General features: G+C 47.3%; 10 protein-coding genes, 6 tRNA genes and 2 other RNA genes. 7 read left to right on the top strand and 11 right to left on the bottom strand.

Going from position 1 to position 12788, the window contains the following annotated elements:
• Positions 1–224: 224 nt before the first annotated feature.
• The 7 genes from RS889_RS05905 to RS889_RS05875 form a co-directional block, all read right to left on the bottom strand.
• Positions 225–659, bottom strand: coding sequence for a DoxX family protein (locus RS889_RS05905; protein ID WP_315709768.1), 435 nt, complete (start codon positions 657–659; stop codon positions 225–227).
• Between the two features lie 226 nt (positions 660–885).
• Positions 886–1012: non-coding RNA, RtT sRNA (locus tag RS889_RS05900), on the bottom strand.
• 43 nt (positions 1013–1055) lie between these two features.
• Positions 1056–1182, bottom strand: a non-coding RNA gene (locus RS889_RS05895) — RtT sRNA.
• Positions 1183–1225: 43 nt separating this feature from the next.
• Positions 1226–1301: transfer RNA gene (locus RS889_RS05890), tRNA-Lys, on the bottom strand.
• A 7-nt stretch (positions 1302–1308) separates the two neighbouring features.
• Positions 1309–1384 (bottom strand) — tRNA-Val (locus RS889_RS05885).
• 41 nt (positions 1385–1425) lie between these two features.
• A tRNA-Val gene (locus RS889_RS05880) sits at positions 1426–1501 on the bottom strand.
• 50 nt (positions 1502–1551) lie between these two features.
• Positions 1552–1627 (bottom strand) — tRNA-Val (locus RS889_RS05875).
• A gap of 266 nt (positions 1628–1893) precedes the next feature.
• Here RS889_RS05875 and gltX point away from each other — a divergent pair.
• From gltX to RS889_RS05860, 3 genes are all read left to right on the top strand, one after another.
• Entirely contained in the window at positions 1894–3309 is a 1416-nt protein-coding gene (gltX, locus tag RS889_RS05870) for a glutamate--tRNA ligase (RefSeq protein ID WP_021016958.1), read from the top strand.
• Positions 3310–3577: 268 nt separating this feature from the next.
• A tRNA-Ala gene (locus tag RS889_RS05865) sits at positions 3578–3653 on the top strand.
• A gap of 47 nt (positions 3654–3700) precedes the next feature.
• Positions 3701–3776: transfer RNA gene (locus RS889_RS05860), tRNA-Ala, on the top strand.
• A gap of 93 nt (positions 3777–3869) precedes the next feature.
• Here RS889_RS05860 and ung read toward each other — a convergent pair.
• A complete protein-coding gene (gene ung, locus RS889_RS05855) occupies positions 3870–4559 on the bottom strand; it encodes a uracil-DNA glycosylase (protein WP_315710933.1) in 690 nt (229 codons plus the stop codon).
• A 368-nt stretch (positions 4560–4927) separates the two neighbouring features.
• On the opposite strand from ung, the gene grcA reads away from it, so the two are divergent.
• A complete protein-coding gene (gene grcA, locus RS889_RS05850; RefSeq protein WP_315709767.1) occupies positions 4928–5311 on the top strand; it encodes an autonomous glycyl radical cofactor GrcA in 384 nt (127 codons plus the stop codon).
• A 171-nt stretch (positions 5312–5482) separates the two neighbouring features.
• Here grcA and RS889_RS05845 read toward each other — a convergent pair whose 3' ends face one another.
• Positions 5483–6640 carry a Gfo/Idh/MocA family protein gene (locus RS889_RS05845; RefSeq protein WP_315709766.1) on the bottom strand — a complete coding sequence of 386 codons (1158 nt, stop codon included), beginning with the start codon at positions 6638–6640 and terminating at the stop codon, positions 5483–5485.
• Positions 6641–6994: 354 nt separating this feature from the next.
• Here RS889_RS05845 and RS889_RS05840 point away from each other — a divergent pair, with 354 nt between their 5' ends.
• Together RS889_RS05840 and RS889_RS05835 are read left to right on the top strand one after the other, a co-directional pair.
• Complete coding sequence (locus tag RS889_RS05840; protein WP_315709764.1) at positions 6995–7855, top strand: glucosamine kinase nucleotide-binding domain-containing protein; 861 nt, start codon at positions 6995–6997, stop codon at positions 7853–7855.
• 57 nt (positions 7856–7912) lie between these two features.
• Complete coding sequence (locus tag RS889_RS05835) at positions 7913–9031, top strand: ROK family transcriptional regulator (RefSeq protein WP_315710932.1); 1119 nt, start codon at positions 7913–7915, stop codon at positions 9029–9031.
• A gap of 48 nt (positions 9032–9079) precedes the next feature.
• Here the strand turns inward: RS889_RS05835 and RS889_RS05830 are convergent, their stop codons facing one another.
• Both RS889_RS05830 and RS889_RS05825 read right to left on the bottom strand, forming a co-directional pair.
• The gene (locus RS889_RS05830) at positions 9080–10165 is read right to left on the bottom strand and encodes an ABC transporter ATP-binding protein (protein WP_021016964.1); all 1086 of its coding nucleotides are present in this window, start codon (positions 10163–10165) and stop codon (positions 9080–9082) included.
• Between the two features lie 11 nt (positions 10166–10176).
• Positions 10177–10779, bottom strand: a complete 603-nt coding sequence (locus RS889_RS05825; RefSeq protein ID WP_315709761.1) for a GNAT family N-acetyltransferase — start codon at positions 10777–10779, stop codon at positions 10177–10179.
• Between the two features lie 598 nt (positions 10780–11377).
• Between RS889_RS05825 and RS889_RS05820 the strand changes: the two genes are divergently transcribed.
• A complete protein-coding gene (locus RS889_RS05820; protein WP_425475138.1) occupies positions 11378–12706 on the top strand; it encodes an extracellular solute-binding protein in 1329 nt (442 codons plus the stop codon).
• Positions 12707–12788 lie beyond the last annotated feature (82 nt).

The raw sequence follows: 12788 nt of genomic DNA, 5'->3' as shown, positions 1-12788 counted from the left end.
CATTATAGCCATAAAAATAAAAGGGAGCCGATGCTCCCTTCAGACCGTTGATCAATCTATGTGCCGAATCAGAACGGTGATAATGAGTGATAGAAGTAAAGTATCCGCGCCAGAGGGATGGCGCGGCTTAAGCTTACAAGGATGTACTTGCTACGTTTTATAATCCGCTTACGCATTTGTCAGTAATTAGAAACCGTCCTAAACGAGCGTTTCCCTCATCCAGCCTATCGATAATCTTCGTTTGACGTGATTGAGTAACGCCCACTACCCATCAGCATAATGACCAGGCTGGCCAGGAAGTAAAGTGCTTCAACTTCCAATCCCCAAGCACCAACCTGAGTTATGGTGAAAAATCTTCCCATCCCCACCAACAACGTGGCCACTAACAAATTTATAGCGGAAATAGCACCCGCAACACGGGTAAACAAACCAAGAATAATGAGTACCGGAACAACAACTTCTCCGATATAAACACCATAGGCAATAAAACCGGGTAGACCATTCTCCTGCAACATTCCCACAATCCAACTCACACCGTGTTCAATCTTGGCAACCCCGTGGAAAAGCAACAGTATGCCAATAGTTAAACGCAGCAATAATTTCCCCGCATCAGGATAATCGGTTAACTGAGAGAACCACTTGTTGGCTTGAGAAATCATTTTTATATCCTTTATGAGGGAAATGGGTTTGTATAAACAGCATTAGTGTCGTCATTTCCTGTTCAGATAAAAAACCAATATATTTGATATAGCTAGTCAAAAAAACTGTGTCATAGAGAATAATAGTTGAAAAATAGCCGCTGAGAAAAAACACAAAGAATGACAGGAAACAGAACATTAAGAATGGTGGCAGCGAATTGATAACAAAAGGGATCACATATGGAATTGGTGGGTCGTGCAGGATAATTCGGCCTCTGGCCTCACCCTACGGGCCAACGCTGACGCGTTGTTGTCTCGCATTCGCTCGACTCGAACCTGAGCGCAGGTTCTCACCTGCACGACACGTGCACTATGGAATAACAGCGAATTGATAACAAAAGGGATCACATATGGAATTGGTGGGTCGTGCAGGATAATTCGGCCTCTGGCCTCACCCTGCGGGCCAACGCTGACGCGTTGTTGTCTCGCATTCGCTCGGCTCGAACCTGAGCGCAGGTTCTCACCCACACGACACGTGCACTATGGAATAACAGCGAATTGATAACAAAAGGGATCACATATGGAATTGGTGGGTCGTGCAGGATTCGAACCTGCGACCAATTGATTAAAAGTCAACTGCTCTACCAACTGAGCTAACGACCCGCAGAAGTGGTGGGTGATGACGGGATCGAACCGCCGACCCCCTCCTTGTAAGGGAGGTGCTCTCCCAGCTGAGCTAATCACCCACTTCTGATAACACATTCAGAGATTTGAGCTGGTTGAGAAGTGGTGGGTGATGACGGGATCGAACCGCCGACCCCCTCCTTGTAAGGGAGGTGCTCTCCCAGCTGAGCTAATCACCCACTTCTCAATATTTTTAATCTCTTACACAGGGGAACACTTTATAAAAGTGTGGTGGGTGATGACGGGATCGAACCGCCGACCCCCTCCTTGTAAGGGAGGTGCTCTCCCAGCTGAGCTAATCACCCTCGCTGTGTGGAGTCGCATTATAGGGATAGTTCAAAGTGAGTCAACGCTTTTTAAAACGAAAATAGCTGTTCGTTGTAAAATTAAACAAGATGTCGTATTTCTGGACATTGCCGTAGAATTCTCGCCTATTTTGTCAAATATAGACGTCACCCAGGCGTGTTATAGCGTTGAGGAATTAAGGTAGAGTGGTAGAATATTGCTCACTTTTAATCATGAACTTGTGTCAATTCACTAACAGCCATCGCGTAATAAGGCCGTAATTCCAATGAAAATAAAAACCCGTTTCGCGCCCAGTCCTACTGGTTATCTTCATGTCGGCGGTGCTCGTACCGCTCTTTATTCCTGGCTTTTTGCCCGTCATCATAATGGCGAATTTGTATTACGTATTGAGGATACCGATCTGGAGCGTTCTACCCAGGAAGCAATTAATGCCATTATGGATGGCATGAACTGGCTGAACCTGGACTGGGATGAAGGGCCGTACTATCAGACTCGACGCTTTGACCGCTACAATGCTGTCATCGATCAGATGCTGGAAAATGGAACCGCATATAAATGCTATTGCTCTAAAGACCGTCTTGAAGCATTACGCGAACAGCAAATGGCGAATGGTGAAAAACCGCGCTATGACGGTTGCTGTCGTGATTCTCACCAACATCATGATGAACATGAGCCACACGTTGTTCGTTTCCGCAATCCGCAGGAAGGCTCGGTTATTTTTAATGACCGCATTCGCGGGCCAATTGAGTTTAGTAATCAGGAACTGGACGATCTGATCATTCGTCGAACCGATGGATCGCCAACCTATAACTTCTGCGTGGTGATTGATGACTGGGATATGGAAATCACCCATGTTATCCGTGGTGAAGACCATATCAATAATACGCCTCGACAGATTAATATTCTGAAAGCGTTAGGTGCACCGGTACCGGAATATGCACATGTTTCCATGATTCTTGGTGACGACGGCAAAAAGTTATCCAAACGTCATGGTGCGGTTGGGGTAATGCAATACCGTGATGATGGCTATTTACCGGAAGCTCTGCTGAACTATCTGGTTCGCCTGGGTTGGTCTTCTGGCGATCAGGAAATTTTTTCCATTGAGGAAATGAAGCAACTGTTCTCGCTAGATGCGGTAAGCAAATCCGCCAGTGCATTTAATACTGAGAAATTACAGTGGCTGAATCATCATTATATTAATCATCTACCGCCAGAGTATGTCGCAACACATTTGTCCTGGCATATCGAACAAGCTGGGATTGATACCCGTAGCGGTCCACAACTCAGCCAACTGGTGGTCTTGTTGGGCGAACGTTGCAAAACACTAAAAGAAATGGCAGCTTCATGCCGTTACTTCTATGAGGAATTCGACGAGTTTGATGCCGACGCGGCCAAGAAACATCTGCGCCCAGTCGCACGTCAACCATTAGAGCGGGTACGCGCCAAACTGGCGGCGATCAGCGAATGGACACCGGAGCACATTCATCATGCCATCCAGGGAACAGCAGATGAATTGCAGCAGGGGATGGGAAAGGTGGGCATGCCACTGCGTGTGGCCGTAACGGGCGCAGGCCAATCTCCCGGCGTAGACGTGACGGTTCATGCTGTGGGACAACAGCGCACTCTGGCGAGAATCGACCGCGCATTGGACTTTATCACCGCACGCGAAGCGCAGTCATAAAGACGCATTAAACAACTCGTTTGGCTGCGCCATCATGCTTGATCAGAAGCCGTTATATAGAGTTGTGCCTGGCACGAGGAATGGTGTCTTTCAAGAGCACTGTCCTCGTGTTTCCTTTATGTGAGTTCAAACCAAAGGATGAAATTGTCTGCAAACAAAACGTTGACGTCTTTTTCAGCGGTCAGTTGCAGAAATGGATTTAGCCGTTGACACTATACATGCGGTTGCATATCATGCGGCCCGTTCACACGGATATTGTGTCAGGAATGGGGCTATAGCTCAGCTGGGAGAGCGCTTGCATGGCATGCAAGAGGTCAGCGGTTCGATCCCGCTTAGCTCCACCACATCACGCGGTCTGGATTTCCTGAAATACCATCCACATATGATATGTGGGGCTATAGCTCAGCTGGGAGAGCGCTTGCATGGCATGCAAGAGGTCAGCGGTTCGATCCCGCTTAGCTCCACCAATTCCTTGTTTTATCTCTATTATTCATTGAACTCTCTGTCTATCACCACAACACTTCTGTCAAAATGCCCTCGTTACCCGAAGGCAGTATCGATCATTCCTGATTTTCAGACAAACTCGGCATCCAGTCTATGGGCGTAATGCCTTGTTGCTCGAGAAATTGATTGGCTTGCGAGAAATGTCGACACCCCAGGAAACCACGATGAGCAGAAAGTGGTGACGGGTGAGGCGCTTTCAAAACATGATGGCGCTGGCAGTCAATCATATTGCCCTTCTTTTGCGCATGAGATCCCCATAGCAAAAACACCACCCCTTCCCGATGGGCATTTAATACTTCAATCACCTTATCGGTAAATGTTTCCCATCCCAGATTGGCATGGGAGTGCGCTTTACCCGCTTCAACCGTTAAAACAGTATTAAGGAGCAACACACCCTGTTGTGCCCAGCTTTGCAGAAACCCATGCGTCGGTATTTTAAATCCGGGCATGTCATTCGCCAGTTCTTTATAGATGTTCATCAGTGAAGGTGGCGCAGGCACTCCGGGACGGACCGAGAATGACAGTCCATGCGCCTGATGAGGTCCATGATAGGGATCTTGGCCCAGGATAACGACCTTGACCTGACTAAATTCGGTAAAACGAAATGCGTTGAAAACATCTTTTTGCGGCGGATAAATCACCTTGCCAGCAGCGCGTTCCTGACTAACGAATTTGAGCGTATTAATGAAATAAGGTTGTTGTTTCTCTTGGGCCAGCACATCGTGCCAGGTAAAGGAGCTTTCCATCATGCATCCGTTATCCAATCAGTGAATCCTGATTATCTAGCTTACCGGTCAATCACTGTCAGGTAAAACCATAACCGACATATTGGTGGCTATCGACCACGCATTTGAAAAATAATTGAAAATTTACAAAATTTTTTTGCATTTATTAATATAGACGAAAATTGATATAAAACAAATAATTACTCCTCAAGACGAGCACATTGCTCCTTGAAAATTGATTTATATCAAAGTGGCACAGTAAATTGGCTGGTATACAGGAAGACAGATTCAGTCAATTTTACTTTATCGTTAAATACAAACCGTTGGTTTGTTACTGACTGCCCGCATTTTTATTTTAGATAATATAACGCCGCTTTACGGAGGCAATTATGGTTACTGGTATTCAAATCACCAAAGCAAACGACAATACCCTGGTTAATTCTTTCTGGCTGTTGGATGAAGAGAAGTCTCAGGCTCGCTGTGTATGTGCAAAATCCGGCTATAGCGAAGACCAAATCGTGACAGTCAGTGAGCTGGGCCAGTTTGAATATCGCGAAATTCCGTTAGATATCAAACCATCAGTTCGCGTTGAAGGCGGTCAGCATCTGAATGTGAATGTTCTGCGCCGTGAAACGCTGGAAGATGCGGTCAAACATCCGGAAAAATATCCACAGCTAACCATCCGTGTATCTGGCTATGCTGTACGTTTTAATTCACTGACACCAGAACAACAGCGCGACGTTATTACTCGTACTTTCACAGAAAGTCTGTAATAACCGTATTGGTATTATTGATGACAAGGGAGCGGATATACGCTCCCTTAAATTTAATCCCAGATTGCGTTTAATCCCTTGATACCCAGTCATACCGTAGTACCGAGAGGGGCGCCTTTAACATCTAACATTGTCACTTATGGCCGATTAACGCCGGTAAGCAATGAACGCTTAACAGAGCTCACGACCTAATGCCCGATCAAAACGTTGCCAACATTCAGTTAGATCGATAACGGTACGCTGTTTTCTCGCCTCATCAATTTTAATCGCCGTTAACCCGGCTTCCAGCGCATCAACGACGGACACTTTCAGTGGACTGCCGGTTTTCAGATGCTTGACGATCTCCTCGACCATTAATGCATCTGCACCATAATGACCATCATACGCATTACCTTCATATTCGGTCGAAACCAGCTTGTCCCCCGTACGGGCATCATGTACACGAAAATAGTTACGGACAAAATCGCCCTCCGCCATACCATTGGATCCTATTACGCAGAAACGACGAAATTCATCCGGCACGTTCAGATTGGCATGGAAGGCTAACGTGGCACCACCTGCATATTCGATAATGGCTGTCTGATAATCCACAATATCCGCATCACTGTTAAATACCGCATCGGTGCTGGACCAGCCACTGGGTTTGATGTGATACACCTCGGAATCAGTGGTGATTTTTCCCTGTGGTTCATGCTGCGGGGTAAAGGATTTCCGACCGCCAAAGCTGGCAACCCGAACAGCTCGCTCACCGACCAAGCCCTGATAAAGATCGATATCGTGACAGCATTTTTCCAGAATGTAAGGGCCGGCATATTTCTCATAGCGACGCCAGTCGCGCATGAAGAAAGCACCGTGATAAGGCTTGATATGCTCGGTGGCCTCAATGGAAGTGATTTCACCCAGTTGGTTGCCTTGTTTCGCTTTGAGCAAATCGATATACAAGGGCGAATAACGTAATACCAACCCGACGATGATGTTGTCAGATCCATACTCTTTAACCAGTTCAGCCAACGCCATGCTTTGTGCTTCGTCGATGACTACCGGTTTTTCGGTAAAGACGCGCACACCTGTAGCCAGCCCCGCCCGGATATGCTCAAGATGCATATAATTTGGCGAGCCGACCATCAGCAAATCAAAGCCACCAGCCCGCAAGAGTGCATCAAAAGAGTCGAAGGCGTAACCGGCATCGATATTGAACGCTTTCAGATTCGGTAACCCTGCCGGTGCGGGATCAAAATATCCGGTAATGCTGAAATCCGGATCAACTTTACTGAACTCGTTAACCACATTTGACATGCGAAAACCGAGTCCGACAATGCCTACTTTCATGTTATGTCCCCTGCCCGTCTCTGAAAGAGATGCTTTGCGAAATGGTGTAATGATGCATGGCCCTGACCAGGCTTACATTGCTCTGACAACCATCAAGAACTTATTACGACAGCAAAACTAATGTCAATAAATGAAGCTTAAGTGAAAATGAAATAATTTGTTATCATTATGTTTTTAATGATTTTTTATGAATTTATTTTTTCTTAATTTTTTTATCATTGCGATTTATGTTTTTTTACCCTATCTTTTTTGCTCTATACCGGTCACGCCATTCATTGGAGTGAAAAGCTACAGGTTTAGGCTGTTACTTGATGGCGTTAAAAGCCGGTGGTTCAGAGCCAGAAGGAGGCAAGGTTGCAACCAGATTACTTCGTGGGTGTGGATGGCGGTGGTACACGATGCCGTGCGCGACTGACCGACAAGAAAGGCACCATTCTGGCTGAAGCGTGCCTTGGCGCCGCTAATCTATTTTCAGATTTTAACGGTGCGCTGTCTACGGCGATGTCTGCCGTTGAACAGACGTTCTATCATGCCGGACTGCCACTTTCCGCATTATCTGATACCGTGGCCGGTTTTGGCTTTGCCGGGGCGAATATCACTGAACTTCGCCATCGCGTCACACAGTCAGTACTGCCTTTTGCAGCAGTTCACGTAGCATCGGATGTTGAGATTGCCTGTCTTGGTGCACATTCTGGTTCTCCGGGTGCCGTACTCATTGTCGGGACAGGAAGTCAGGGGGCCGCGTTCGACGGGCATCACTTTCATGCTATCGGTGGTTGGGGATTTAACCTTGGTGATCAGGGTTCTGGGGCCATTCTTGGTCGCAGTGCATTGCGTTCAGCACTACTGGCGCACGACAATATTCTCACACATACCCCACTCACGCGTTCGCTGATGGCGCACTTTTCTAACTCACCAGAAACACTACTCAACTGGTCACAGTCCGCCAAGCCGGCAGACTGGGGGCATTTTGCTCCTGAGATTTTCCAGGCCGCACAGGCATCAGACCCACAGGGGCTCACTCTGGTTAGTCAATTAGCCGAAGATATTGATTTAATGCTGAATTGGTTACTCAAGGCGTGTCAGGGTGACGTGGCATTAATGGGTGGTATCGCTAAACCGATATTGCCCTATTTGCCCACAGTGACGCGTGAACGTCTGGTTAGCGCCAAAGCGGATGCTTTACAAGGCGCGTTGCGTCTGGCGACACAATAATCGACAATAATTGCAGCAATTTCTCTGTCATGAAACCATAAGATGATTCAAAACCCTATGATTGTTCCGAATGTTTCAGCGCGTATTCTGCGCCTTATTATTGAAAATTCTCCGATCAGCCAGTCGGACTTGAAAGTACGCAGCGGCCTGAGCATGTCCACCATTTCTCAGGCGGCGAACAGACTATTAAGCAAAGGAATTATTCATGAACTCGGGCTTCGACGGGAATCTATGGGCAGACCCAAAATCCTGTTGGGTCTGAATCCCGATCATGCCACTGTCGTTGGTATTCAGCTTAATGCGGAACGCAATCTGATCGTTATGACGGATCTGAATGGCAAACTGATTGGTGAACAGCTGATCCCAACCGGCGCATTAACCCCCAAACAGTTAAGTGATGCGCTGACCAAGTTCCTCAAGACTGTGGATGCCGCAAAAGTCAGCGCTATCGGTGTAGCACTCTCAGGTATCGTTGACCCAGCAAACGGCTACTGTGTACGTTCTAAAGCACTAGACTGGACCAATGTACCTATTGCCAACATGCTGGAAGAGCGCTTTAACATTCCGGTCTATATCGAGAATGATGCGAATGCTATGGCACTGGCGACCCTCGTATTTGGTCAGTTGGGCAGTGCGCAATCAGCAATTATCGCCACCTACGGTAAAGGTATTGGTGCAGGTATTATCCTGGAGCGCCAGTTGTATCGCGGACGTCACGGTAACGCGGGGGAAATAGGCATGGCGCTGATTGGTGACGGGACGGCAGGAAATCTTGAAGACATTGCCTCGTCGCGCGCGATCTTGAATGCCATTGCACAACAGACACCCACAGGCGAAACACCGCCGAAGAACTTACTCGAAGTCGATCAACGACCATCCCCCCACATGCTGGATGTCCTGGCTAATGCCGGGCATCACATTGGTGTATCATTGGCGAATCTGTCGATAGCCCTGGATCCGGATGTGGTTTATCTAGCGATGGAGCCACAAATGGCATCACGGATATTACTGGAACGCGTCACGATGAGTTTCCAGGCGTACCGCCTGAAGCTCACGCCACAATTGACGCCCTTGATGTTCCTGACCGAGTCAAACCGTATGTGGGCATTGGGTGCCGCTGGTTTTGCGGTTAACAAACTCATTGATATTCTGGCGGCAAATGCCGATGGAGAATAAACGGTTCCCCCTCTCGACCGATTGAAAGGGGAAAAATCAGCATCATATTTAGCGAACACGCTCACCGCTGTCGGCAAAAAGCAGGCACTGGCTGGCGTTGATCCCCAGTGATACGCTGTCGCCGGTTTCATAGCGTTTGGCTTCTCGTTGCTCAATAACCAGCGTGTTCTCCACACCAATATCCAGATACAGATAGTTGGTATGACCCAATCGCTCAGCAAATGTCAGCGATGCCGTAAACTGACAATCGGCGCCCATCGGCTCGACAAAATGTTCAGGCCGGACACCCAACCACACATGCTGTCCTTCTTGCAGAGTATGGCTGAGTGGTAATAGCAGATTATCAATGTTCAACTCCGGTAACCGTAATCCGACATGGCTCTCATGATTCGAGGCGACAATCGCTTTGATGAAATTGATTTTTGGCGAGCCAATGAATCCCGCCACAAACATATTATCCGGATCGTGATAGAGCGTTAACGGTGAGCCTACCTGCTCTATTTTTCCTAGTCGCAACACCACAATCCTGTCAGCCAGCGTCATCGCTTCCAACTGATCGTGCGTAACATAAATCATGGTATTACCCAACGACTCATGGAGTTTGGCAATCTCAATACGCATCTGTAAACGCAGTTCAGCATCAAGATTCGACAAAGGTTCGTCGAATAAAAAAATGCGCGGCTGACGAATAATCGCCCTGCCAATGGCCACTCGCTGGCGTTGCCCGCCAGATAAGGCTCTTGGCAGCCTGTCCAGTAACTCTGTCAAATGCAATTTTTCCGCCGTGGCTTCTACTTGTTGTCTCACCTCGGATTTGGGCCGACCGGCGACTTCCAGCGGATAGCTCAAGTTACCGCGCACCGTCATATTCGGGTACAAGGCGTAAGACTGGAATACCATCGCGATGCCGCGTTCCGTTGCTGGTTGATGGGTCATATCGACACCATCAACGCTGAGTTTACCGGCGGTTATCTCTTCAAGACCGGCAATCATACGTAACAAAGTGGACTTGCCGCAGCCAGAAGGCCCGACGAAAACGATGAACTCACCACTTTGAATTTCAAGATCGATACCATGGATAACATGGACGTTATCATAAGATTTTTTGATAGAGTTGAGCGCTACATTCGCCATAATCTTTCCGCTTACAAGGTGAGTCCCATATAAAGGGCATTGCTGCGAAACAGCATCCGAAAGCCCATCTTCTCGTAAAAAGCACTAACCTTTTCATTTCTTAGGCTTACGCCCAGATGTACACCGGTCACCCCTTGGGCTCGCAATGCATCAAGTTCAGTTTCTACCATTTTTCGCCCCTGCCCGCTTTTCTGTGCAGAGGGTAAGATATTGATGTGTAAATGTGCGGGGTAGGCGTCAGTGAGTTGCGGCGAAGCGCGTTCAGGTTGGCGGATAAACGCCAGAATATTTTCATCCAAAGGTTTCGTCGCCGGGCGGTCACGGTATTTCTCCTGCAACAGAGGCCACCATTCGGCCTCAAGCCGTTGCTCAAAATGAACGGTATGGCGCGCCGCGACCACATAGCCCAACGGTTGAGCATCCTCACAGAGTACAAAAGCCAGTTCAGGCTCAAAAACGGCATAAGGCACTGAGAAACGTAATCCTGGATATTGGGGATCACTGTAAAACGCAGTGGCATCCTGTCCGGCATCTGCTGTTTTGAGACAAATGTCATAGAGTGCATCCCAATCATTTTCCTTGGCGTGCCGTATCACTAGAGAAGATGAGACCATCGTAAACTCCCGTCCAATATGAGCAAAAAATACGAATTTCTAAACTAAAGAATGATGACTTAGTTTGCAATATATAATAACTCCAACAATTCACATTTTTTTAACTTGGTATCAGATCACACTCCTGAACAAAATAAAAACGAATTATTTTTCCTCACTCTTTATGAGAAAAACCGTGCCAGGCCCGTTATCCCCTCCTTGAACCATTGATGCGTCAGATTTAACATCCTTTTCAGGAATAAGATTTTCATATTTAAAAACATACAGTTGATTAAAATAAGGTTATTAAAGAGAATAGTTATCTGGTTACAAGGGCCGATAGACCACATCCTGATGACATAGCTCACCAAACTGGTATTTAACACTGAGAATTAAGTTAAAAACAGCGATTCGATGCAAAAATTAACATTATCAGTATAGCAAATAAGCTATTTGACTTTATTTTGTATATAAAGTAAGTATTGAATGGTGGATGGGTAGTGTTCAAACATTCACCTCTTTGCAAAGCAAAGGATACGCTTTTGCCATCAGAAAAAGGGATACTAACCCTGTGTTGGAGGAAAGATACACCATGTCTACAACCACGCTCGTTTTGAACATGTCACGCCCGCCACGGAACAAACATCTGCTACACCTGGTTTTCTCGTTACTGGCTGTCAGCTTATCCAGTGCAATCACTATCGGCAGCGCACAAGCAGAAAACATCGCCGTTTGGGACATCTACAACTATCCGGCACAAACGGCGGTTATTGATCAAGCCATTAAAAACTTTGAGGCACAAAACCCCGGAGCGAAAATCACCCGATCTGTGCATGCTTTTGAAGATACACGCATTCCATTGAAACTGGCGCTCTCCTCAGGAGATGGCCCTCAGGTCGCACAGGTCAACCAGGGCGGCGGCGATATGGGTGCGCTGGTCAAAGAAAAATTGCTGTTCCCAATGGATGGATATGCCAAACAGTATGGGTGGGACACACGCTTCCCAAGTGCCATTCTCAAACGCAACCGCTGGTCTGACACACAGGATTTTGGCAGCGGTAAACTTTATGGCGTCGCCAGTCTGGGAGAAATGGTCGGTCTTTATTATAACAAAGCGCTGCTGGACAAAGCCGGCATACCGGTGCCCAAAGATATGACAGAGCTGGAAGCTGCCATGGCCAAACTCAAGGCACAAGGCACGGTTCCCATGATGCTTGGTCTACTGGCTGGATCAGTGGGTCCACAATTGCTGTCTACGCTCTGGGAAGACCAGATTGAGAGCTCGGATCGTAAGACACTGGACAATTTGATCTATGACGTAGGCGGCACATTTAAAGATGCAAAACTCGAAAGAGCTGCACAGATGATGCAGGACTGGAACAAAAAAGGTTATTTCTTTCCCGGCTATGAGGGTATAGCGAGCGATGATGCTGCATCGTTGTTTCGTAACAACCAGGCGGCATTTTTCATCAGTGGCACCTGGTATATGGGGCAATTTAAAACCAATAAAGATATTCACTTCGCGGCGTTACCGCCTTTCGATGGGGTGAAAGCACCGTTGATGGTAGGCGGAACGGATCTCCCATTTTCCATTACCGTCACTGCAAAAACCAAGGCGCAGAGAGATATCGCCGCAAAATACATTAACTATATTGTGTCAGATACGGTCGCCAACGCCTGGTTAAAAGCCGGGTTCCTTCCTGCATCGACAAACAAGGATGCAAAAATACCTACCAATAATCCGCTATTGGCAGATGTCTATCACGTGTGGGTCAACGTCAATGCCAATAATGGTTTAGGCCATTACGTCGACTGGGCTACACCAACAATGGGTGATGCGCTCAAGGCTGATGTGCAGCTCTTGCTGGCCAATCGCCTGACACCGAAACAGCTGACCGAAAAACTTGACAGTAATTACCAGCAGTATCTCAAGTCAGTCAAACATTAATAACGTGCCAGATAACCTGCTGCACCGAATAGATTTCACCTTTTTCATTGAAATAGTGCGCCATCGTGCGCACTCAGAGTGA

The organism is Brenneria uluponensis (assembly GCF_032395385.1).
Classification (GTDB): domain Bacteria; phylum Pseudomonadota; class Gammaproteobacteria; order Enterobacterales; family Enterobacteriaceae; genus Prodigiosinella; species Prodigiosinella aquatilis.
This window is presented reverse-complemented; position numbering and strand designations above follow the sequence as displayed.